The sequence below is a fragment of the Actinomadura rifamycini DSM 43936 genome (assembly GCF_000425065.1).
Classification (GTDB): domain Bacteria; phylum Actinomycetota; class Actinomycetes; order Streptosporangiales; family Streptosporangiaceae; genus Spirillospora; species Spirillospora rifamycini.
The window spans coordinates 1-20,099 of record NZ_AULB01000031.1; the positions used below are offsets into that span (position 1 = coordinate 1).

General features: G+C 72.5%; 20 protein-coding genes, 4 tRNA genes and 1 pseudogene. 13 read left to right on the forward strand and 12 right to left on the reverse strand.

Annotated features, from left to right (window positions below; genetic code table 11):
* Positions 1 to 214, forward strand: a 214-nt coding sequence (locus tag H505_RS44545) for an integrase core domain-containing protein (protein ID WP_034520024.1), incomplete at its 5' end; no start/stop codon positions are given.
* Here the strand turns inward: H505_RS44545 and H505_RS44550 are convergent.
* From H505_RS44550 to H505_RS44560, 5 genes and pseudogenes are all read right to left on the reverse strand, one after another.
* On the reverse strand, positions 178 to 1,161 hold the full coding sequence (locus tag H505_RS44550) for a hypothetical protein (protein ID WP_211238573.1): 984 nt from the start codon (positions 1,159 to 1,161) through the stop codon (positions 178 to 180). The two genes, H505_RS44545 and H505_RS44550, sit on opposite strands and share 37 nt — an antisense overlap.
* Before the next feature lie 131 nt (positions 1,162 to 1,292).
* Positions 1,293 to 1,850, reverse strand: coding sequence for an IS5 family transposase (locus H505_RS52005; RefSeq protein WP_341849571.1), 558 nt, complete (start codon positions 1,848 to 1,850; stop codon positions 1,293 to 1,295).
* A gap of 58 nt (positions 1,851 to 1,908) precedes the next feature.
* A pseudogene (locus H505_RS52010) lies at positions 1,909 to 2,109 on the reverse strand (transposase); the annotation flags it as partial.
* A 668-nt stretch (positions 2,110 to 2,777) separates the two neighbouring features.
* A tRNA-Val gene (locus H505_RS0126930) sits at positions 2,778 to 2,849 on the reverse strand.
* A 72-nt stretch (positions 2,850 to 2,921) separates the two neighbouring features.
* Complete coding sequence (locus H505_RS44560; RefSeq protein ID WP_233617824.1) at positions 2,922 to 3,350, reverse strand: PGPGW domain-containing protein; 429 nt, start codon at positions 3,348 to 3,350, stop codon at positions 2,922 to 2,924.
* A 267-nt stretch (positions 3,351 to 3,617) separates the two neighbouring features.
* Here H505_RS44560 and H505_RS0126940 point away from each other — a divergent pair, with 267 nt between their 5' ends.
* On the forward strand, positions 3,618 to 4,031 hold the full coding sequence (locus H505_RS0126940; protein ID WP_026404467.1) for an SsgA family sporulation/cell division regulator: 414 nt from the start codon (positions 3,618 to 3,620) through the stop codon (positions 4,029 to 4,031).
* On the opposite strand, the gene sthA is transcribed toward H505_RS0126940, so the two are convergent.
* Both sthA and H505_RS44565 read right to left on the reverse strand, forming a co-directional pair.
* Entirely contained in the window at positions 4,026 to 5,429 is a 1,404-nt protein-coding gene (gene sthA / locus H505_RS0126945) for a Si-specific NAD(P)(+) transhydrogenase (RefSeq protein ID WP_026404468.1), read from the reverse strand. The genes H505_RS0126940 and sthA overlap by 6 nt on opposite strands.
* The gene (locus H505_RS44565) at positions 5,426 to 6,091 is read right to left on the reverse strand and encodes a TetR/AcrR family transcriptional regulator (protein ID WP_051301209.1); all 666 of its coding nucleotides are present in this window, start codon (positions 6,089 to 6,091) and stop codon (positions 5,426 to 5,428) included. Before H505_RS44565 ends, sthA begins: the two co-directional genes overlap by 4 nt.
* 99 nt (positions 6,092 to 6,190) lie before the next feature.
* On the opposite strand from H505_RS44565, the gene H505_RS0126955 reads away from it, so the two are divergent.
* Together H505_RS0126955 and H505_RS0126960 are read left to right on the forward strand one after the other, a co-directional pair.
* Positions 6,191 to 6,928, forward strand: a complete 738-nt coding sequence (locus H505_RS0126955; RefSeq protein WP_026404469.1) for an SDR family NAD(P)-dependent oxidoreductase — start codon at positions 6,191 to 6,193, stop codon at positions 6,926 to 6,928.
* Between the two features lie 5 nt (positions 6,929 to 6,933).
* On the forward strand, positions 6,934 to 7,251 hold the full coding sequence (locus H505_RS0126960) for a DMT family transporter (protein WP_026404470.1): 318 nt from the start codon (positions 6,934 to 6,936) through the stop codon (positions 7,249 to 7,251).
* Positions 7,252 to 7,267: 16 nt separating this feature from the next.
* Here the strand turns inward: H505_RS0126960 and H505_RS0126965 are convergent, their stop codons facing one another.
* The 3 genes from H505_RS0126965 to H505_RS0126975 are packed head-to-tail and all read right to left on the reverse strand — an operon-like array spanning position 7,268 to position 9,791.
* Positions 7,268 to 8,080, reverse strand: coding sequence for an aminotransferase class IV (locus H505_RS0126965; RefSeq protein WP_051301225.1), 813 nt, complete (start codon positions 8,078 to 8,080; stop codon positions 7,268 to 7,270).
* Between the two features lie 20 nt (positions 8,081 to 8,100).
* Entirely contained in the window at positions 8,101 to 9,093 is a 993-nt protein-coding gene (locus H505_RS44570; RefSeq protein WP_084550880.1) for a chorismate-binding protein, read from the reverse strand.
* A complete protein-coding gene (locus H505_RS0126975) occupies positions 9,090 to 9,791 on the reverse strand; it encodes a helix-turn-helix domain-containing protein (protein ID WP_026404472.1) in 702 nt (233 codons plus the stop codon). The genes H505_RS44570 and H505_RS0126975 overlap by 4 nt, the downstream gene beginning before the upstream one ends.
* Before the next feature lie 146 nt (positions 9,792 to 9,937).
* Between H505_RS0126975 and H505_RS0126980 the strand changes: the two genes are divergently transcribed.
* The 3 genes from H505_RS0126980 to H505_RS0126990 all read left to right on the forward strand — a co-directional run bounded on the left by H505_RS0126980 (position 9,938) and on the right by H505_RS0126990 (position 10,229).
* Positions 9,938 to 10,009 (forward strand) — tRNA-Gly (locus H505_RS0126980).
* A 41-nt stretch (positions 10,010 to 10,050) separates the two neighbouring features.
* Positions 10,051 to 10,121, forward strand: a tRNA-Cys gene (locus H505_RS0126985).
* A 33-nt stretch (positions 10,122 to 10,154) separates the two neighbouring features.
* Positions 10,155 to 10,229 (forward strand) — tRNA-Val (locus H505_RS0126990).
* 49 nt (positions 10,230 to 10,278) lie between these two features.
* On the opposite strand, the gene H505_RS0126995 is transcribed toward H505_RS0126990, so the two are convergent.
* On the reverse strand, positions 10,279 to 12,810 hold the full coding sequence (locus H505_RS0126995) for an ATP-dependent Clp protease ATP-binding subunit (protein WP_026404473.1): 2,532 nt from the start codon (positions 12,808 to 12,810) through the stop codon (positions 10,279 to 10,281).
* Positions 12,811 to 13,036: 226 nt separating this feature from the next.
* Between H505_RS0126995 and H505_RS0127000 the strand changes: the two genes are divergently transcribed.
* From H505_RS0127000 to H505_RS0127020, 5 genes are all read left to right on the forward strand, one after another.
* The gene (locus H505_RS0127000; protein ID WP_026404474.1) at positions 13,037 to 13,873 is read left to right on the forward strand and encodes an LLM class F420-dependent oxidoreductase; all 837 of its coding nucleotides are present in this window, start codon (positions 13,037 to 13,039) and stop codon (positions 13,871 to 13,873) included.
* Positions 13,874 to 14,196: 323 nt separating this feature from the next.
* Positions 14,197 to 16,809: a sensor histidine kinase gene (locus H505_RS44575; RefSeq protein ID WP_051301210.1), complete on the forward strand. Its 2,613-nt coding sequence runs from the start codon at positions 14,197 to 14,199 to the stop codon at positions 16,807 to 16,809.
* Positions 16,806 to 17,246 carry a roadblock/LC7 domain-containing protein gene (locus H505_RS0127010; RefSeq protein ID WP_026404475.1) on the forward strand — a complete coding sequence of 147 codons (441 nt, stop codon included), beginning with the start codon at positions 16,806 to 16,808 and terminating at the stop codon, positions 17,244 to 17,246. Before H505_RS44575 ends, H505_RS0127010 begins: the two co-directional genes overlap by 4 nt.
* Positions 17,247 to 17,257: 11 nt before the next feature.
* Positions 17,258 to 17,632 carry a DUF742 domain-containing protein gene (locus H505_RS0127015; protein WP_026404476.1) on the forward strand — a complete coding sequence of 125 codons (375 nt, stop codon included), beginning with the start codon at positions 17,258 to 17,260 and terminating at the stop codon, positions 17,630 to 17,632.
* Entirely contained in the window at positions 17,613 to 18,212 is a 600-nt protein-coding gene (locus tag H505_RS0127020; RefSeq protein ID WP_034520030.1) for a GTP-binding protein, read from the forward strand. The genes H505_RS0127015 and H505_RS0127020 overlap by 20 nt, the downstream gene beginning before the upstream one ends.
* A gap of 28 nt (positions 18,213 to 18,240) precedes the next feature.
* Here H505_RS0127020 and H505_RS0127025 read toward each other — a convergent pair whose 3' ends face one another.
* A complete protein-coding gene (locus H505_RS0127025; protein ID WP_026404478.1) occupies positions 18,241 to 18,825 on the reverse strand; it encodes a TetR/AcrR family transcriptional regulator in 585 nt (194 codons plus the stop codon).
* A 73-nt stretch (positions 18,826 to 18,898) separates the two neighbouring features.
* On the opposite strand from H505_RS0127025, the gene H505_RS0127030 reads away from it, so the two are divergent.
* Positions 18,899 to 20,041, forward strand: a complete 1,143-nt coding sequence (locus tag H505_RS0127030) for an acyl-CoA dehydrogenase family protein (RefSeq protein WP_026404479.1) — start codon at positions 18,899 to 18,901, stop codon at positions 20,039 to 20,041.
* Positions 20,042 to 20,099 lie beyond the last annotated feature (58 nt).

Sequence of the window (20,099 nt, forward strand, 5' to 3'; positions counted from 1 at the left end):
GTGCTGGGACAACGCCATGGCCGAGTCGTTCTTCGGGGCATTGAAGAACGAGTGGCTCAACCGTATGGTATTTGCCACACGAGCCAAGGCCCGCCGCGCGGTTGTGCAGTACATCGAGGGCTTCTATAATCGACGCAGGCTTCATTCCGCGAACGGGTACCGGACCCCTATGGAGGTCTACACCGAGTACCTGGATCGGCAGCAAGCAGCGTAGATCTGCCCGCAGATCACCCATGAAGAAGCTGTCCGGAAAACGCGTGGCCCCTCAAACTCCCGCTCGTGGAGGCGGTACGCACGGCCCCACGCGATCGCGTCCTGTGCCATCTCCGCGAGGTCGTCGCGCGGATCATCCTCGTGCGCCGGGTCGTCAGGGTTGTGACAGGCCAATCCGAGCTCGAGCACCGACTGTCCGGTCGGCAGGACCCGAGCCGGGTCGACCACCGCGAGACCGACAGCGACCCAGTCGACATGATCGAACGACAGCATCGAGCGCACGAGCCTGGTGGTCGCCGCGTTGATCCGCATCATCATGCCGTCGTGCAGCGGGCTCCTGCCGGCATGCCAGTTCTCGACGGGCGTGTTGCGCCACAGGGCGAGCGTGATCCGGGTGGCGGCGAGCCACAGCAGGGCATCGTCGTCAAGATGCCCGAACCGGCCCGCGCACTCCTGGGCGCCGTACCGGATCAACTCGCGCCGGCTCGGCCGCGCGTGGCCGTCGGCCCCCTCAGGTTCGACGTACTCGTAGCCGGTGGCGTACTCGTCGAGGATCTCGTTGAGCTCGGCTGCGCTGTCGGCGACGTCGTACTCGAAGCCGTCCCGCCCATTGACGGTGTACACGTCGTGGTCCCACGTGACCTGCACGCCGCCCCAGAGCACGACGTCGTCGCACTCGTCGATGGCGCCGTCGGTCACGACCGGCCTGATCGTGACCGGTGCGATTCGCCCATCGGTCCGCCCGTCGTCTTGTCCGGCCGCCCACGCGGTAATGACACCGAGCGGCTTCGGGACGAACGGACCGACCTCGGTGAAGCCGAACGGCTCGTCGTTCTCATCGGTGTCGAACCGGCTGTTGATGAACGCGACCGCCTCGGCAGGCGTACTAACGATGGCCTCGGCGCCACTGTCGTTGTCGACGACTCGCCACAACACGCTGTTCTTCACGACGGTCTCCGATCGAGGTGGGGACACCCGGGGCTGGCAGGACGCGCCGAGTTAATCGGCACTGACTCCAATGATGGGGTGACCGTCCCCTCTGTAGGTCCCGCAGGCGCGAAGATGCCTAAGACCGTGTCCTACGTGGTGGATTTGATCAGGTGTTTGTAGCAGGTGAGTGCGGCGGCGAGGCCGAGAAAGGCCAGGTAGTTGCGGGGATTGCGTTCGTAGCGCGGGGACATGCGGCGGTAGCCGGTCAGCCAGGAGATGGTGCGCTCGATCATCCAGCGATGCCGTCCGAGTCGTTCGCTGGACTCGATTCCGACACGGGCGATGCGCGGGAGAATACCCACGCTGCGTAGCCATCGGCGCAGGTCGGGACGGTCGTAGGCCTTGTCCGCATGCAGCTTGCCGGCCTGGCGGAACCGGCCCGGTTCCGGGTCGTGTCTCGTTTGGAATCCGGCCACCATCGGCTTCAGGCCGTGCCTGTCGTGGACGTTGCCCGCCGAGACGCCCACCATGACGGGCAGCCCGGCCGCCTCGGACAGAACGTGCAGCTTGGAGCCGGGTTCCCGCGGTCGACGGGGCTGGGACCGGTGTGCTCGCCCCCTTTTTCGCCCGCACGTGGGCCGAGTCGAGGATGATCCGTGACAGGTCCAGCAGCCCGTCAGCGGCGGGCCAGCCCAGCAGGACCTGATGCAGCCGCGCCCACACCCCGGCCCGCGACCAGATCATGAACCTGCGGTGCACGGTGGACTTGGACGCCCCGAAGCATGGCGGCAGAGACCGCCAGGCGCAGCCGCTGGTCAGGACGTAGACGATGGCTGCGAACACCGCCTCGTCATCGATGTTCGCCGTCCCTCCGCCCTGCGGTCGCACCCGCGGCGGCGGCAACAACGGCCGCACAATCTCCCACAACCCCTCAGGCACGACCCAGCCCCACCGACCCTCACCCATAGCAAGATCAACGATCACGCCACCACGTAGGACACGGTCTAAAGCGCAACGGCGCGTCGGGCAACCTTGCCATTGAACATTGCGGCCAAATCGGAGGGAGGTACTGCGCCAGCCATCGCCCAACGGCAGGCGTGAACGAGGTGTCCACTTCCCCGGTCATGGGCGACACCCTCCAAGTACAGCTCAAGCCGTGGCTGTTGTCCCAGTCCGGGGGACCTCCTTCTACGCCGCGCCCAACCTGATCACCCCGAGTCATGGGATACGTCGGCGGCCCGAGGCAGGGCGCGGACGGCACGGTTGAGGTTGATGCCCTCACAGGTGATGGCGTCGCCGACGCGGCCAGGCCGGTCGAGACCACCACCAGCGCCACGCTCGGCTGGCAACGCGATACTCCGCTCCAGACCGCCACCGGGTCGGCGAGCGGATGCGTCCCGTGCGGGACCACGACGATCTCCCCAGCTGCACCCTGGTCGGTCTTGAACATCCGCACGTCGCCGTCCTGCAAGACGGCGAGCTCGGAACAGCGTGATCGACCGCCGCGTGACCTCTTCGGGGTACCGAAGCAGTCTCCCGCTGGCTCCCCGATTGGCTCCCGAACCCGCGAAGGAGTCACCGGAGAACCGATAGAACCAATTGCAGAACATGCTCTGACCTGCGGAAACGCGAGGTGGGCGATACTGGGTTCGAACCAGTGACCTCTTCGGTGTGAACGAAGCGCTCTCCCACTGAGCTAATCGCCCGTGCGGGCCGCCGTGGTGGGCGTTCCCGACGTCGGAAACTCTAGCGCATGTCGGGGGGTGTTCGCGCCTCGGTTACCGGCGGGCTTCGTTCCAGAAGCTGACGTCTTCGATCTGCCATGGGAGGACGAAGTCGTAGGCGGCGAGGTAGCCGACGACGGCGGCGCCGACGATGAGGCCGCCGGTGACGCCGAGGACGGCGTTGCGGCGGCGGCGCTTGGGGTCGAGGGCGCGTTCCTTGGCGCGTTCGGCGGCGGCCTTCGCGTGGGTGAGGGCGCGGCGGGCCCAGGCGAACTCGGTGGCGAGGATGGCGAGGCCGAGGATGATGCCGAGCATGCCGGGGCCGGGGGTGATCATCATGACCAGGCCGCCGAGGGCGATGGTGACGCCCACGGTGAAGACGCCGATCCGCCAGGCGGTGTTGAGGAGCGCGTTGCGGCGCATGGTGTCGCGGAAGCGGCCGTAGCCCCGGGGGGCGGCCTTTTCTTCGGTTTTAACTACCACGGATTTACCCTAAGCCAGCGGGAGGCCCGCGGGGAACGTTCGATGGTCGCACGCGGGGGAGGGCCCTGGTGTCCGAAAGATCGCTTTTGCCCAGCTCAGGGCGGGGTTTTGCCCCCGTGAGATGGGTCACACGGGACGGGTGCGGCGGAATGTTCGGCCGAGTTCCGGCAGTTAGGCGTCATAGATCGTGGGGACATCCGTGATGAGGGAGAGGCACCCAACGGAGCTCCCCGCGCGCCAGCGGGATCGACGTATGAAGGAATGGCCATGAACAGCAGTACCACAGTCTCAGCGGAGCTGGGCCTTCGTCTCGTCGTCCCCGACCGCACGACCGTCCCTCTGCTCGCCGGGCTGGAGTACGCGGCCGACGATCCGTACGCGATCCGGATGGCCTTCTTCGTGGGCGACGACGAACCGGTGGAGTGGATCTTCGCCCGGGAGCTGCTGACCGTCGGCATCGTGCGCAAGGTCGGAGACGGCGACGTCGAGGTCTGGCCGGGCGACGACGACAGCACGCTGCACATCGCGCTGTCCTCTCCGTTCGGGAACGCCCTGTTCGAGGTTCCCCTGTCGCCGCTGGCGGACTTCCTGCACCGGACGTACCAGGCGGTGCCGGCGGGCGAGGAGTCCGACTTCATCGACATCGACGCCGAGCTGGAGAACCTGCTCTGGCCGTCATGACGTGAGGCGTGCGATGTGCCGCATCTTGTTCATCGCGTCGAGTGCGGCGACCTTGTAGGACTCGGCGAGCGTTGGATAGTTGAACACGGCGTTGACCAGGTAGTCGACCGTTCCGTTGCAGCCCATGAGCGTCTGGCCGATGTGGACGAGCTCGGTGGCTCCGGTGCCGAAGACGTGGACGCCGAGGAGGCGGCGGTCTTCGGGTGAGACCAGGAGCTTGAGCATCCCGTAGGAGTCGCCGATGATCTGGCCGCGGGCCAGTTCGCGGTAGCGGGAGATGCCCACCTCGAAGGGGATCTTGGCCTCGGTGAGGGCGTCCTCGGTCATGCCGACGAAGCTGATCTCGGGGATCGTGTAGATCCCGATCGGCTGGAGTTCGTGCATCTGCGCGAGGGGGTCGCCGCAGGCGTGGTGCGCGGCGATGCGGCCCTGCTCCATCGAGGTCGCGGCGAGGGACGGGAAGCCGATGACGTCGCCGACGGCGTAGATGTGCGGGACGTCCGTGCGGTAGTCCCCGTCGACCGTGATGCGGCCGCGGGCGTCGGCGGCGAGGCCGGCGGCCTCGAGGTTCAGGTCGTCGGTCATGCCGTGGCGGCCCGCGGAGTACATGACGGTGTCGGCGGGGATGCGCTTGCCGCTCTCCAGGACGGTGATCGCGCCGTGCTCCATCCGCTCGACGGAGGCGACGGTCTCGCGGAACCGGAAGGTGACCGCCAGGTCGCGCAGGTGGTACTTGAGCGCCTCGACCACTTCCAGGTCGCAGAAGTCGAGCATGCGCTCGCGGCGTTCCACGACGGTGACCTTGGTGCCGAGCGCGGCGAACATCGAGGCGTACTCGATGCCGATCACTCCCGCGCCGACGACCACCATGCTCTCGGGAATGCGCTCGAGGTTGATGATCCCGTCGGAGTCGATGACCGTGTGGTCGTCGAACTGGACGGTGTCCGGACGGGCCGGGCGGGTCCCGGTCGCGATCACGATGCGGTCGGCGGTGATCTTCTGCTCGCGGCCCTGGTCGGAGGTGACGCCGACGGTGTGCGGATCGAGGAACCGCCCCGTGCCGGCCAGGACGGCGACGCGGTTGCGGGCCAGCTGGCTGCGGACGATGTCGATCTCGCGGCCGATCACGTGCCGGGTCCGCATGCCCAGGTCGGCCACGGTGATGTCGTCGTCGACCCGGTAGCTCTGCCCGTAGAGTTCGCGCTGGTTGAGGCCCGTGAGGTAGAGGACGGCCTCGCGCAGCGTCTTGGACGGGATCGTTCCGGTGTTGATGCAGACGCCGCCGATCATCTCGCGGCGGTCGACGATCGCCACCCGGCGGCCCAGCTTGGCGGCGGCGATCGCGGCGCGCTGGCCGCCGGGTCCGGATCCGAGGACGAGGAGGTCGAAGTCGTTCACGCCCCCCAGTGTGAACGCGGATCCGCCGTCCGCGTAACCCCCTTGCCTGGACGGATCGCTCCGCCGAGGAGGTCGTCCAAGCCGGATTTGATGCGCGCGACGTCCATGCCGCCGGTGTGCCGCTGGTAGCGGAAGAGGTTGGCGGCGAGGGGGGCCAGGAGCGCGTCGGCCAGGTAGCCGGAGTCGGCGCCGGGGTCGATCCGGTCGAGCAGTGTCCGCAGGTGCAGCCGGTAGAGGGCGTAGTAGGCGTCGCGGAAGCGGGCGAACGGCTCGTCGCTCTCGGCGGCCAGCAGGAGTTCGGACTGCTCCTCGGTGCGGTCGACGAGGGCGTGCAGGAAGGCCCGGACGCGCGCGGCGGGCGGGGCGCCGCCGTCGCCGGGGCCGAGGGGCGCCGGGCCGTGCATGAACGCCTCCTGGAACTCGCGCTCGCGTTCGTCGATCAGCGCGTAGAGCAGGCGGGAGCGGCCGCCGAAGCGGCGGTAGACGGTGCCGACGCCGACGCCCGCCTCGCGGGCGACGTCGTCCAGGGACAGGCCCCCGACGCCGCGCGCGGCGATCACCCGGTCGGCGGCGGCGAGGATCCGGCGGCGGTTCTGCGCGGCGTCGGCCCGTTCGGGGCGCGGCCCGCCGAGCACGGGCAGGACGCGCCTGGGTTCGGTCATCCGAGCGATTCTAGCAACCGGAGGCTTCTCCGTTTCGGCTTGCCCATCGGAGACATCTCCGCTTACCGTTGCGGAGAACTCTCCGGATTTGGGGGCACCATGGAACTGGACGGACGGACGGCGCTGGTCACCGGCGGCGCTCGCGGCATCGGCGCGGCGATCGCCCGGCGGCTCGCGGCGGCGGGCGCGGACGTGGCGATCACCTACCTGCGGGCGGACGACCGCGCGCGGTCGGTGGTCGCGGAGATCGAGGGGCACGGGCGGCGCGGCATCGCCATCCGGGCGGACGCGGGCGATCCGGACGCGGTCGTCGGGGCCGTCGACCGGGCGGCGGCGGAACTGGGACGGCTCGACGTCCTGGTGAACAACGCGGGGATCGCGCCCTACGGGCCGCTGGAGGACGTGCGCCGCGACGAGGTCGACCGGGTGCTGGACGTCCACGTCCGCGCGGCGTACCTGGCCGCGCAGGCGGCGGCGCGGCACCTCGGGGCGGGCGGCCGGATCATCAGCGTGGGCAGTTCGATGGCCGAGCGGGTGCCCGACCCGGGCTGGACGCTCTACGCGATGAGCAAGTCGGCGCTGCTCGGGCTGACGAAGGGCCTGGCGCGGGACCTGGGGCCGCGCGGCGTCAACGCCGTGGTCGTCCATCCCGGGTCGACCGACACCGAGATGAACCCGGCGGACGGGCCGGACGCCGAGCACGAGCGGGCGCACGCCGCGCTCGGCCGGTACGGGAGCCCGGACGACGTCGCGGCGATGGTCGCGCACCTGGCCGGGCCCGGCGGCGACTACGTGACCGGGGCCGCGATCGCGGTCGACGGCGGATACGCGGCGTGATCGGGATGCCGTGGGTGCTGCTGGTCGTCGCCGCCGCGATGGAGGTGGTGTGGGCGACGGCGCTGAAGGAGTCGGAGGGGTTCACGCGGCTGTGGCCGACGGTGATCGGCGTCCCGGTGTGCCTGCTGAGCGTGGTGGTGCTCACGCTGGCGCTCCGGGACCTGCCGGTCGGCACGGCCTACGCCGTCTGGGTCGGGCTGGGGTCGCTGGGCGTGGCGGTCGCCGGGATGGCGGCGCTCGGTGAGGGCGTCTCCCCGCTGCGGGTGACGTGCCTGGCGCTGATCCTGGCGGGCGTGATCGGCCTCAAGGCCGTCGAGGGGTGAGGCCCCCGGGGCCGCGTCAGGGGTCCATCAGCTCGGCGGCGCGGGCGGCGAACGCCTCCATCGCCTTGAGCGTGATGGGCCCCGGCGCGGCCGGCAGGGCGGTGCCGTCCACGGCGCGGATCGGCTGGACGTCGCGCGTGGTGGACGTCAGGAACGCCTCGTCGGCCCGGTAGAGGTCGTCGAGGGAGAGGTCCTCCTCCTCGCCGCCGCACCATTCGAGCGTCAGCTCGCGGGTGACGCCGGCGAGGCAGCCGGACGACAGCGGCGGGGTGAGGAGCCGCCCGCCGCGGACGACGAAGACGTTGCTGCCGGTGCCCTCGCAGAGCCGCCCGGCGGTGTTGGCGAAGATCGCCTCGCCGCTCCCCCGCTCCTTGGCGTAGGCGAGCGCGAGCGCGTTCTCGGCGTAGGAGGTGCTCTTGACGCCGGCCAGCGCGCCGTGCTCGTTGCGGGGCCACGGGACGACCGTGACGTCGCCCGTCGCCGGGAACGGGGTCTGCTCGTCGGCGATGATCGTGATGGTGGGGCCCGCGTCGCCGCGCGCGGAGCCGAGCGGGCCGGGGCCGCTGGTGCAGGTGATGCGGATCCGGCCGAGGGGCCAGCGGGGCGCCGCGGCCAGCACCTCGAGGGTGCCCTGGGCGAGCGTGTCGTGGTCGGGTTCGGGGAGTCCGAGCGCGGCGGCGGAGCGGGCGAGGCGCCGCAGGTGCCGGGTGAGCGCGAACGGCTCCCCGTTCGCGGCCTTGACGGTCTCGAAGACGCCGTCCCCGACGAGCATCCCGTGGTCGAACACCGACACGGCGGCCCGCTCCGCGTCGATCAGCTCCCCGTTCATCCAGACCTTGGCCTGCTCCGTCACCCGGACGCCACCTCCAATAGCCGAGCCGCCTTCAGCTCCGTCTCCCGCCATTCCCGGTGTGGATCGGACCCCCACGTGATCCCGGCGCCGGTGCCGAAGCGGAGCACGCCGTCCTCCGCCCAGAAGGTCCGGATGCCCACCGCGAGGGCGCCGCGCCGGGCGTCCGCGTCCACCCAGCCGATGGCTCCACAGTACGGCCCCCGGGGGACGGGTTCGAGTTCTTCGAGCAGGGTCAGCGCGCTGGATTTCGGCGCGCCGGTGACCGAACCGGGAGGAAACGTCGCGGCGAGCAGTTCCGGCCAGCCGCTGCCGGGGGCGAGCCGCGCGTCGACGGTCGACACCAGGTGCACCAGGCCCGGGTGCTCCTCGATCTCGCAGAGCCCGGGCACGCGGACCGTCCCGACCTCGGCGACGCGGCCCAGGTCGTTGCGAACCAGATCGACGATCATGACGTTCTCCGCCCGGTCCTTGGGCAGCAGGTCGCGGGCCGTCCGGCCGGTGCCCTTGATCGGACGGGACGTCACCGCGGCGCCGTCGCGCGCCAGGTAGAGCTCGGGGGACGCGCACGCCACCGCCAGGCCGGGGAGCCGGACGGTCATCGCGTGCGGCGCCGGGTTCCCCGCGGCGAGCCGGGCGCCGAGCCCGGCGATGCCGGCGTCCGGCGCGATCGGCGCGGACAGGACCCGGCACAGGTTCGCCTGGTAGACGACGCCGTCGGCGATCGCGGCGCGGATCGCCTCGACGCCCGCGACGTAGGCGGGCTCGTCGAGCGAGGACGTCCACTCCCCCGGCGCGGCCCACGGGCCCGCGGGGTGCGGTGCGGGACGGACGTCATCGAACCGGGCGCACGTGATCTTCCCCTCATAGGTGGCGACGACGGCCCACCAGCCGCGCGAGTCGAGGGCGGCCGGGTCGGTGGTGACGTCGGCGAGCCCGGTGGCGAGCAGTCCCCCGGCGTACGCGAACGCCGGTTCGCGCGCGGGGTTCACGGCAGGACGCAGCCGAACGCGTCGGCGAGCCCGGCGAGGCCCGCGTCGGTCACGGCCAGCGCGCGGGGCGCGGCGCCGCGCTCGAACCAGCCGAGGTCGATCATCCGGTCGGTCAGCGCGGCCGCGAGGGCCCCGTTGAGGTGCGGGCGCCGCTCGGTCCAGTCGAGGCACCGCCAGGCGAACCGCCGCCGGGAGCCGCGCAGGGCGGCGACGTCCACGCCCAGCCCGGCGAACCGTTCGGCGCCCTTGGGCGTGGCGGCGTAGCCGTCGGCGTCGGGCTCCAGCAGGCCGCCGTCCAGCAGCGCGGCGAACAGCGCGACGCCCGCCTGCCCGGCGAGGTGGTCGTAGCAGGTGCGCGCCCGGTGCAGCCGGCGCGCCTCCCGCGACTGCCGCAAACCGCGCACCTTCACGGGCGGGCTCATCCGCGACAGGCCCTCGACGAGCTGCGCCACCTCGGCGTCCCGCAGCTCGTAGTACCGGTGGCGCCCCTGGGCCACCACGGTGACGAGGCCGCCGTCCAGCAGCCGCGCCAGGTGCGCGCTCGCGGTGGACGCCCCGACGCCCGCCGCGCGGGCCAGTTCGCCCGCGGCGAGCGGCCGCCCGTCCAGCAGCGCCGTCAGCATCGCGGCCCGCGCCCGGTCGGCCAGCAGGGCCGCGACCGGCGCGAAGTCCGCGGCGACGGCATCCTCGGTGGCCATGCCGCCAACCCTAGGCGACGGACGTTTCGCCCCGCGCCGAAGCGCCCGCGGACGGCCCGCCGGGGATTCCGGTTCGCGCATCGCGCTCAGACGCGCTAATGTTTTCCACGTCGCCGAACGGACCGGACGGACCGGGAGGCAGGCAAGCGGAAGTGGCTCAGGGGTAGAGCATCACCTTGCCAAGGTGAGGGTCGCGGGTTCAAATCCCGTCTTCCGCTCTGAGGGGCCTTTCAGGCTGTGAACCCAGAAGGTCTCTTCTGGTGGAGTGGCCGAGAGGCGAGGCAACGGCCTGCAAAGCCGTGTACACGGGTTCAAATCCCGTCTCCACCTCGATCCCGTGCCTCCCCCGGAGGCAGCGGACCCGGGCGATTAGCTCAGTGGGAGAGCGCTACCTTGACACGGTAGAGGTCACTGGTTCAATCCCAGTATCGCCCACCACCCACCCAGACCAGGACGCTCGTCCCGGTCTGGGTTTCTTCATGCCCCGTTACGGGGCGGACGCCGGTTCGGGCGCGGTGATCTCGAAGGTCAGGCCGTCGGACGTCGCGGCGACGTCCACGTGCCGGCCGGGGGCGAGGTCGCCCGACAGCAGCAGGTCGGAGAGCCGGTCGTCCACCTCGCGCTGGATGGTGCGGCGCAGCGGGCGGGCGCCGAAGTCGGGCTGGTAGCCGCGCTCGGCGAGCCAGTCGACCGCCTCGGTGCCGAACGAGACGGTGACGTCCTGCGCGCGGAGCCGGCGGCGCGTCTCGTCCAGGAGCAGGTCGGTGATCTGCCGGAGCTGCGCCGCCTCGAGCCGGTGGAAGACGATGATCTCGTCGATCCGGTTGAGGAACTCGGGGCGGAACGCCTCCCGCAGGCGGCGCATGATGCGGTCGCTGAGCGCGGACCCCCGCCCGTCGCCGCCGACCGTGCCGAACCCGATCTCGACCTGCCCGGTGATCAGCTCGGAGCCCAGGTTGCTCGTCATGATCACGACGGTGTTGCGGAAGTCGACGGTGCGGCCCTGCGCGTCGGTGAGGCGGCCGTCGTCCAGGAGCTGGAGCAGGACGTTGAAGACGTCCTGGTGGGCCTTCTCGATCTCGTCGAGGAGGATCACCGAGTACGGCTGCCGGCGGACGGCCTCGGTGAGCTGCCCGGCCTCCTCGTAGCCGACGTATCCGGGCGGGGCCCCCATCAGGCGGCTGACGGTGTGCTTCTCCTGGAACTCGCTCATGTCGAAGCGGACCATCCGGTCGCGGCTGCCGAACAGGGCCTCCGCGAGCGCCTTGGCCAGCTCGGTCTTGCCGACGCCGGTGGGCCCGAGGAACAGGAACCCGCCGATCGGCCGGTCGGGGTCGCTCATCCCCGCGCGGGACCGGCGGACGGCGCGCGCGACGGCGGCGACCGCGTCCTCCTGCCCGATGACGCGCTCGTGCAGGTGCCCCTCCAGGCCGGCCAGCCGGTCGCGCTCGGCCTGGGTGAGCTGCGTGACGGGCACGCCGGAGATGCGGGAGACCACCTCGGCGATGTCCTCGGCGGTGACCTCCGGGACGGCCGCGGGCCCGTCGCCGGTGCGCGCGGCGGCCAGGTCGCCCTCCAGGTTCGCGATCTCGTCGCGGAGCTGCGACGCCTTCTCGTAGTCCTCGTCGAAGACGGCCTGGTCCTTCTCGCGGCGCCGCCGCTCGAGCCGGTCCTCCAGCTCGCGGCGGCCGCCGTCCATGGTGTGGGAGCGCAGCCGGACCCGCGCGCCCGCTTGGTCGATCATGTCGATCGCCTTGTCGGGCAGGAACCGGTCGGTGAGGTAGCGGCTGGACAGGTCGACGGCGGCGACCAGCGCCTCGTCGGTGAAGCGGACCTGGTGGTGGGCCTCGTAGCGGTCGCTCAGGCCGCGCAGGATCTCGATGCTGTCGTCGGCGGACGGCTCCGTGATCATGATCGGCTGGAAGCGGCGCTCGAGGGCCGCGTCCTTCTCGATGTTGCGGCGGTACTCGTCGATGGTGGTGGCGCCGACGACGTGCAGCTCGCCGCGGGCGAGGGCCGGTTTGAGCAGGTTGGCGGCGTCCATCGCGCCCTCCGCGCCGCCCGCGCCGACGACCGTGTGGATCTCGTCGATGAAGATGACGAGCTCGTCGGAGTGCCCGCGGATCTCGTCCATCACCTTCTTCAGGCGCTCCTCGAAGTCGCCGCGGTAGCGGGTGCCGGCGACGACGCCGCCGAGGTCGAGCTGGACGAGCCGCTTGCCGCGCAGCGTGTCCGGGACGTCGTCGTCCACGATGCGCTGCGCGAGGCCCTCGGCGATGGCGGTCTTGCCGACACCGGGGTCGCCGATGAGCACCGGGTTGTTCTTGGTCCGCCGCGACAGCACCTCGACGGTCTGCTCGATCTCGTCGGACCGGCCGATCACCGGGTCGAGGCGCCCCTCCCGGGCGTACTCGGTGAGGTCGCGGCCGTACTCGTCGAGCGTCGGGGTGCCGGTCGGCTGCTGGCCGCCGCCCCCGCCCGGGGGCTGCTGCCCGTGCCCGCCGCCCGCCGCGGCGTTCTGCAGCGCGTCGGGCGTGACGTGCTCGGCGTCCAGGATGCGGCCGGCGTGCGAGTCGCGGTCCAGCGCGAGCGCGAACAGCAGGTGCTCGGGGCCGATGTAGGACGAGCCGAGCGCGCGCGAGATCTGGTGGGAGTCCAGCAGCGCGCGTTTGGCGGACGGCGTCAGCTGCGGCGGGACGTCGCGGGGATCGCCGCGCCGGGCGCTCCCCTCGATCTCGTTCTTGATCTTGTCGGGGTCGGCGCCGGCGCGCACCAGCCAGTGCCGGGTGCCCTGCTGCCGGGTGGCCGCCCACAGCAGGTGGTCGGTGTCCAGGTCGAGACTCCCCCACTGCGCGGCCTGCGCCGCGGCGTCGCGCACGAGCTCGCGCGCGGGTTCGCTCATCAGCCGGGCGATGCTGACCCGCTCCGTGGGACGGCGGTGCGCCCGCGCTCCGAAGAACCGGGCGAGCATCTCCTCGAACGGGTCCATTCCCCCGGCTCCGTACCAGCCCGCGGTCATCGTCGAAACCTCCCCCTCGCCCGGCCCGTCCCGGTTCCCGGGCCGGTCGTCGCGATCCTTGAGGACCTGCCCGTCGGGGTGTGCGAGAAACACGGCCCGCGGTACGGGACGTGCGCGCGGGAAGACCGGTGGAGGCGGGGCGGCGGGTGGACGCGGGGCGGCGGGTGGACGCCGCGCGGCGGGGAAGACCGGGCATGATCCGGCGGGGCGCGATGTTGGAGCGAGCATGACGAAGATCGACATGGGCCGGTACGGCATCTGGCGGGGCTGGTCGCAGCTCACGCCGGAGCTGGCGCGGGAGGTGGAGGCGCTCGGGTACGGCGCGATCTGGATCGGCGGTTCGCCCACCGACCCGGACGTCGCCGACCGGCTGCTCGCCGCGACGGAGCGGATCACGGTCGCGACCGGGATCGTGAACATGTGGGCGACGCCCGCCGCGGAGGCCGCGGCGTCCTACCGGCGGCTGCGGGACGCCCACGGCGAGCGGTTCGTGCTCGGCGTCGGGGTCGGGCACCGGGAGGCCACGCAGGAGTACCGGGCGCCGTACGAGATGATCGTGGACTACCTGGACCGGCTGGACGCCGCGGACGTCCCCGAGGACGGCCGGGTGCTGGCGGCGCTCGGGCCGAAGGTGCTGCGGCTGGCGGCGGAGCGGACGGCGGGCGCGCACCCCTACCTGGTGACGCCCGAGCACACCCGCCGGGCGCGCGCCGAGCTCGGCGACGGGCGGCTGCTCGCGCCCGAGCAGAAGGTGGTCCTGGACGCCGACCCGGAGCGGGCCCGCGCGGTCGGCCGGGCCCAGGTCGCGAACCCGTACCTGAAGCTGCGGAACTACACCGCGAACCTGGAGCGGCTCGGCTGGGCGGACGAGGACATCGCCGGCGACGGCAGCGACGCGCTGATCGACGCGCTGGCGCCGCACGGCGAGCCGGCCGCGGTCGCGGCGGCGCTGGAGGCCCACCACGACGCGGGCGCCGACCACGTGGCCGTCCAGCTGCTGACGGAGGCCGGGCGGGACCCGGTTCCGGGGCTGCGGACGCTCGCCGCGGAACTCGGGCTCTGACGCCTTTCCGATTTCCGGGCGGCCGGACGACCGGACGGAATTGGGGGACGCGCCCGGCGATCGGCCGACGATGCCGGGCGCGTCCCCCAATTGCTTTGTCCGAACGGCCGCGGCGAAACCGGCGAAGCGCCGCCGCTCATTACAACCCCGGCCTTCCCGAATGCAACTCGGCACGATCGAACGTGATCACGCCGTCGCGTTCCGTGAACAATGCGGGTCGCGCGTGTCCTCAACCGGCATCCCCTCTGGCCTTCCTCAAATGAACGCAAGTATGCTCCGTGGCCTTTGGTGACGCCCGTTTTGAATGCGCGGAGAGTGAAGCAGTGTCGAACCCACGGGACGCCGGGGCACCGCCCCCGCGGCGGCGCACGCGCCCCATCCGGCGCCGGATCGCGCTGCTTCTGGCGATCCCGCTCAGCTCCCTGCTCGTCATGTGGAGCGTCCCCGCCACCATCACGCTGACCAACGCCCTGCAGCGGTTCGACTTCTCGACCGTCTACACCAACGTCGGCGTCCCGGCGACGTCGGCGGTCGAGGCGGTCCAGCAGGAGCGCGCCGCGGCCGTCCGGGCCCTGGTGACGGGCGACGCGACCGACGAGAAGCGCTTCCAGGACCTCGCGAAGCGGACGGACGCGGCGGTGGCGGCGTTCCGCTCCACGGCCCTGTCGCCGGAGACGCGGGAGGCGATGGACGCGCCGGTCGAGCGGCGCGTCGAATTGAACGCCGGCGCGTTCGACGGACTCGGCGCGCTGCGCTCGCAGGTGGAGATCGGCGGCACCACCCCGCTGGCGGCGATCAACGGCTACAGCGCGGTGATCGACACGGTCGTCCGGACGCTGACGACCCTGGTCAGCGTGGACGACGTCACCGTCTACCGGAACACCAGCGCCGTCCTGCACAACTACTGGGCCCGCGAGTTCATGCTCCGCGAGGACGCGCTGCTGACGGCGCTCGGCGCCGGGCCGATGGACACCGTCAGCCGCGCGGCGTTCGCGTCCTGGGCGGGCAGCCGGCAGCAGTTCTTCGCGCTGGGCCGCGCCGGCGCCGACGGCGAGATCTCCACGATCATGGAGGAGCTGGCGGACACCGGGGAGTACACCGCGTACACGACGCTCGAGAGCGGCGTCGTCAACAACGGCATCGCGCCGTCCCGCCGGGAGTGGCGCGGCGGGGTCGACGCGGTCGAGCCGGTCTGGCTGGGCGCGGCCGTGCGGGCCAACGACTCGCTGTCGAGCGAGTACGTCGAGCCGGCCGGCGACCGGATCATGCTCGGCTTCTACGCGGCGGGCGGCCTGGGCCTGCTCGCGGTCATCGCGTCGGTGACGCTGTCGCTGCTGTTCGCGCGGCGGCTCACCGACGAGCTGCGGCGGCTGCAGGAGACGGCGCAGCGGCTCGCGCACGAGCGGCTGCCGGCGGTCGTGGCGCGGCTGCGCAAGGGCGAGACGGTGGACGTCGACGCCGCCGCGCCCCCGCCCGCGACCGGCGGGACGACGGAGATCGCGCTGGTCGGCGAGGCGTTCGACGCGGTGCAGCGCACCGCGATCGGCGAGGCGGTCGCGGAGGCCGAGCTGCGCGCCGGCATCAACCGCGTGTTCATCAACCTGTCGTGGCGGAGCCAGTCGCTGCTGCACCGGCAGCTGCGGCTGCTCGACCAGATGGAGCGCCGCGCGTCCAGCCCGGAGGAGCTTGAGGACCTGTTCCGGCTCGACCACCTCACCACCCGCATGCGGCGGCACGCCGAGGGCCTGGTCATCCTGTCCGGCTCCCCCACCGTGCGGGCCTGGGACCACCCGGTCCCGGCGGAGGACGTCGTCCGCGCCGCGATCGCCGAGGTGGAGGACTACACGCGGGTCGTGGTGACGGGCGCCTCGTCGGCCGCCGTGATCGGCGGGGTGGTCGCCGACGTCATCCACCTGCTGGCCGAGCTGATCGAGAACGCCGCGGCGTTCTCGCCGCCCGCCACCGAGGTGACGGTCAAGGTCGACACGGTCGCCAACGGGCTCGCCGTGGAGGTCGTGGACCGCGGGATCGGCCTGAGCGCCGAGGAGCGCGACGAGCTGAACCGGCGGCTGGCCAGCGACGTCGAGTTCGACCTCGCCGACACCGACCGGCTCGGGCTGTTCGTCGTCGCGAAGCTGGCCGCCCGGCACGGCGTCAAGGTGTCGCTGCAGCCGTCGGCGTACGGCGGCACGACCGCGATCGTCCTGGTCCCGCACGCGCTGGTCACGGTGGACGACGACCTGGAGCCCGCGGCGGCCGCCGACCGGCCCGTCGTGTCCGCGACGGCCGGCCCGGTCCGTCCGGCCGGGCGCCCCTCGGTGACCCGGCTGGAGTCGCTGCCGCGCCTCGGGCGCACCGGCTCCGCGGGGGCCCGCCCGGAGCTGACGGGCCCGCCCGCGCCCACCTACACGCCGCTGTACACCCCGCCCGCCGAACCGCCCGCCGAACCGGCCGGACCGCCGGACGACCGGCCGTCCGGCGCACCGGCCGGGGCGCCCGGCGCGCCCCCGCCCTCCTACCGGCCCTCGCCGCCGCCGCTCGCGGCGCCGACCCTCGAGCCGACCGCCGACCCGGTCGCCGGGCCGGACGCCGGGCCCGACGCCGGGCCGCACGCGGAACCGTCCGTCCCGGTGGACCCCGGCGCGGACGGCGAACAGGGCGGGGCGGAGTCGAGCGGGGTGGAGTCGAGCGAGGTGACCGGCCGGCTGCCCAAGCGGGTGCGGCAGCGCAACCTCGCGCCGCAGCTGCGCCGGCGGGCCGCACCGCCGGACGGGGAGCCGGCGGACGGCGAGCCGGCGGACGACGATTTCCCGGAGCCGAGCCCGGAGCTCAGCCGCGACCTGATGTCCTCGCTACAGTCGGGATGGCTGCGCGGCAGGGACGAGGACGACGAACCGGAAGATCTCGAACCACGCGATGAATGGGGGCGATCATGAAGCAGCAGGGGCACGCGACCGGTGAGCTCGACTGGCTGCTCGACGACCTGGTCGAACGGGTCGGCGAGGTGCACCAGGCGGTGCTGCTGTCCCGCGACGGCCTGGTCATGGGCGCCTCGGGCGGCGTCACGCGGAAGGACGCCGAGTTCCTGGCGGCGCTGTCGTCGGGCTTCCACAGCCTGGCGAACGGCGCCCGGGAGCACTTCCAGGCCAAGCACGTGCGGCAGACCGTCGTCGAACTGGACGGCATGCTGTTCTTCATCATGCCGGCGGGCGACGGCAGCTGCCTGGCCGTGCTGAGCGACGCGGGCGGCAACGCTGGTCTCGTCGCGTACGAGACCACCATGCTGATCAAGCGGGTGCGGCGCCAGCTGGGCACGGCGCCGCGCACGCCCGGCACGGAGGACCCGGCGATGCGGGCCGGCGCCTCCGGCTGAGGCGGGCGGCCGTGGAGACGCCGAGAGAACGCTGGATCGGCCGGGAGGCGGGCCCGGTCGTGCGGCCGTACGCGATGACCCGCGGACGGACCCGCACCCGCGGGCTCGTCCTCGACCTGGTCACGGTCCTGGTCGCGACCGGCCGCCCCCCGGGCGAGCGGGTCTGGCTGTCGCGCGAGCAGCGCGCGCTGCTGGAGCTGTGCCGGCGGCCCTCCACCCCCGCCGACCTGGCCTCGGAGACCGACCTGCCGTTCCGGGTGGTGCAGATCCTGCTGGAGGACCTGCACCACTACGGCCTCATCGAAGAGGTGCAGCAGGCCCGGCAGGCCGAACGACCCGACCCCCGGCTACTGATGAGAGTGCTCGATGAACTTCGCCGCCTCTGACGCCGTCCCCGCCGCCGCGCGGGACGACGACGTCCCGCTGCACACGCTGAAGATCCTGGTGGCGGGCGGGTTCGGCGTCGGCAAGACCACGCTCGTCGGCGCGGTCAGCGAGGTGCGCCCCCTGCGCACCGAGGAGACCCTCACCGACGTCTCCGCCGGCGTGGACGACCTGCGCGGCGTGGAGGCCAAGACCACCACGACCGTCGCGATGGACTTCGGCCGCATCACCCTCTCCGGCGGCGTGCGGCTGTACCTGTTCGGCACGCCCGGCCAGGAGCGGTTCTGGTTCATGTGGGACCAGATCGCCTACGGGGCGGTCGGCGCGGTCGTCCTCGTCGACACCCGCCGCCTGACGACGAGCTTCGCCTCCATCGACTTCTTCGAGCAGCGGGAGATCCCGTTCGTGGTCGCCGCGAACGTCTTCGACGGCGCCCGCCGCTACTCGGTCGAGGAGATCCGCGACGCCCTCGACGTCGACCCGCACGTGCCCGTCGTGCTGTGCGACGTCCGCCGCCCGGACGTCGCCAAGAGCATCCTCGTCACCCTGGTGGAGCACGCGCTCCACCAGGCCGGGTACTGACCGGCGGCGTCGTGGGCCCGGCCCGGGTTCAGGCGTGGATCCGGGCGACGATGAGGGCGGCCAGCGCGGCGTAGGCGGCGGAGTCGTCCAGGCCCGTCCGGGCCTTGATGTCGCCGCGGTGGATCGACTCCATGACCTGCCCGGCGACGGCGCCGACGAAGGCCGCGTCGGCGTCCGGGGCCGCCTCGCTCACCAGGCCGCGCACGCGGCGGACGGCGAAGCCGGTGTTCTCCTCGTAGATCTCGCGGGCCGGGGGGAACGCGTCCAGGTCGGCGAAGAAGGCGGGGGACGCGGGCGCGAGCTCGGCGGAGATGGCCCGCAGGTAGGCGCCGACGCGCTCGCGGGGCCCCCGCCGGGCGGGGACGGCGTCCAGGGCGGCCTCGACGCGCTCGGTGGCGCGGCGGAAGAAGGCGCGGACGACCGTGACGATGATCTGCTCGCGGCTGGCGGCGACCGTGTAGAGGGTGCTCTTCGAGCAGCGCAGTTCGGCGGCCAGGTCGGCGACGCCGAGGCCGGCGAAGCCGCGGGCGAGGAAGAGGGCGGTGAGGCGGTCGACGAGGTCGGCGCGGCGGCGTTCCGCGCGGGTCCGGGGGGTGCCGTCCACCGAGGTCATGCCAGAAACGGTACCAAAATGGGGCCTTTGGTACTCGTTTTGGTACCGTCGGGGTGACGAGAGGAGCCCGCCCATGCCCGCCATCCGTTCCTTGCCGACCCAGGAGTCGGCGGACCTGATCGCGCTGACCCGGGAGATCGCGGCGAAGGAGCTCGCGCCGCGGGTCGCGGACGCCGAGCGCACCGGGGAGTTCGCGCGCGACGTGTTCACGACGCTGGGGCGGGCGGGGCTGCTGTCGCTCCCCTACCCGGAGGAGTTCGGCGGCGGCGCCCAGCCGTACGAGATCTACCTGCAGGTCTTGGAGGAGATCGGCGCGGTGTGGGCGAGCGTGGGCGTCGGGGTGAGCGTGCACGCGCTGTCGTGCTTCCCGCTGTTCACGGCCGGGACGGACGAGCAGCGGGCGCGGTGGTTGCCGGACATGCTGTCGGGCGAGCGGCTCGGCGCGTACTGCCTGTCGGAGGCGCACGCGGGGTCGGACCCGGCGGCGATGCGCGCGAAGGCCGTGCGGGACGGCGACTCCTACGTGCTGAACGGCGCGAAGGCGTGGACGACGCACGGCGGGAAGGCCGACTTCTACACGGTGATGGCGCGGACGTCCGACGACGGGGCGCGCGGCATCTCGTGCTTCCACGTGCCGGCGGGCACGCCCGGGCTGGAGTTCGACGCGCCCGAGGACAAGATGGGCCTGATGGGCTCGACGACCGCGACGGTGCGGCTGGAGGGCGTCCGGGTCCCGGCGGACCACCTGATCGGGCGCGAGGGGCAGGGGCTGTCGATCGCGCTGGCGGGGCTGGACGCGGGCCGGCTGGGCATCGCGGCGGTCGCGACGGGGCTCGCGCAGGGGGCGCTCGACACGGCGGTCGCGTACGCGAAGGAGCGCGAGGCGTTCGGCAAGGCGATCATCGAGCATCAGGGGCTCGCGTTCGTCCTCGCCGACATGGAGGCGGCGGTCGAGTCGGCGCGGGCGACGTACCTGGCGGCGGCGCGGCTGAAGGACATGGGACGGCCGTACGGGCGGGAGGCGTCGGTGGCGAAGCTGGTCGCGACCGACAACGCCATGAAGGTGACGACGGACGCCGTGCAGGTGCTCGGCGGCGCGGGCTACACGCGCGACTTCCCGGTGGAGCGCAACATGCGCGAGGCCAAGGTCATGCAGATCTTCGAGGGGACGAACCAGATCCAGCGGCTCGTGATCTCCCGCCACCTGGCGCGCTGAGCCGCACCGGAGGGACGCACGCCGCCGTCCGGCGGCGTGCCGTCCGGCGGCGTGCCGT

What these genes read in the sequence shown, in the direction of transcription:
- H505_RS0126940 (WP_026404467.1), top strand. Translation starts at nt 3,618, where the DNA reads ATGAACAGCAGTACCACAGTCTCAGCGGAGCTGGGCCTTCGTCTCGTC.
- H505_RS44565 (WP_051301209.1), bottom strand. Translation starts at nt 6,091, where the DNA reads ATGACCGAACCCAGGCGCGTCCTGCCCGTGCTCGGCGGGCCGCGCCCC.
- H505_RS0126955 (WP_026404469.1), top strand. Translation starts at nt 6,191, where the DNA reads ATGGAACTGGACGGACGGACGGCGCTGGTCACCGGCGGCGCTCGCGGC.
- H505_RS0126960 (WP_026404470.1), top strand. Translation starts at nt 6,934, where the DNA reads ATGCCGTGGGTGCTGCTGGTCGTCGCCGCCGCGATGGAGGTGGTGTGG.
- H505_RS0126965 (WP_051301225.1), bottom strand. Translation starts at nt 8,080, where the DNA reads ATGAACGGGGAGCTGATCGACGCGGAGCGGGCCGCCGTGTCGGTGTTC.
- H505_RS0126975 (WP_026404472.1), bottom strand. Translation starts at nt 9,791, where the DNA reads ATGGCCACCGAGGATGCCGTCGCCGCGGACTTCGCGCCGGTCGCGGCC.
- H505_RS0126995 (WP_026404473.1), bottom strand. Translation starts at nt 12,810, where the DNA reads ATGACCGCGGGCTGGTACGGAGCCGGGGGAATGGACCCGTTCGAGGAG.
- H505_RS0127000 (WP_026404474.1), top strand. Translation starts at nt 13,037, where the DNA reads ATGACGAAGATCGACATGGGCCGGTACGGCATCTGGCGGGGCTGGTCG.
- H505_RS0127010 (WP_026404475.1), top strand. Translation starts at nt 16,806, where the DNA reads ATGAAGCAGCAGGGGCACGCGACCGGTGAGCTCGACTGGCTGCTCGAC.
- H505_RS0127020 (WP_034520030.1), top strand. Translation starts at nt 17,613, where the DNA reads ATGAACTTCGCCGCCTCTGACGCCGTCCCCGCCGCCGCGCGGGACGAC.
- H505_RS0127025 (WP_026404478.1), bottom strand. Translation starts at nt 18,825, where the DNA reads ATGACCTCGGTGGACGGCACCCCCCGGACCCGCGCGGAACGCCGCCGC.
- H505_RS0127030 (WP_026404479.1), top strand. Translation starts at nt 18,899, where the DNA reads ATGCCCGCCATCCGTTCCTTGCCGACCCAGGAGTCGGCGGACCTGATC.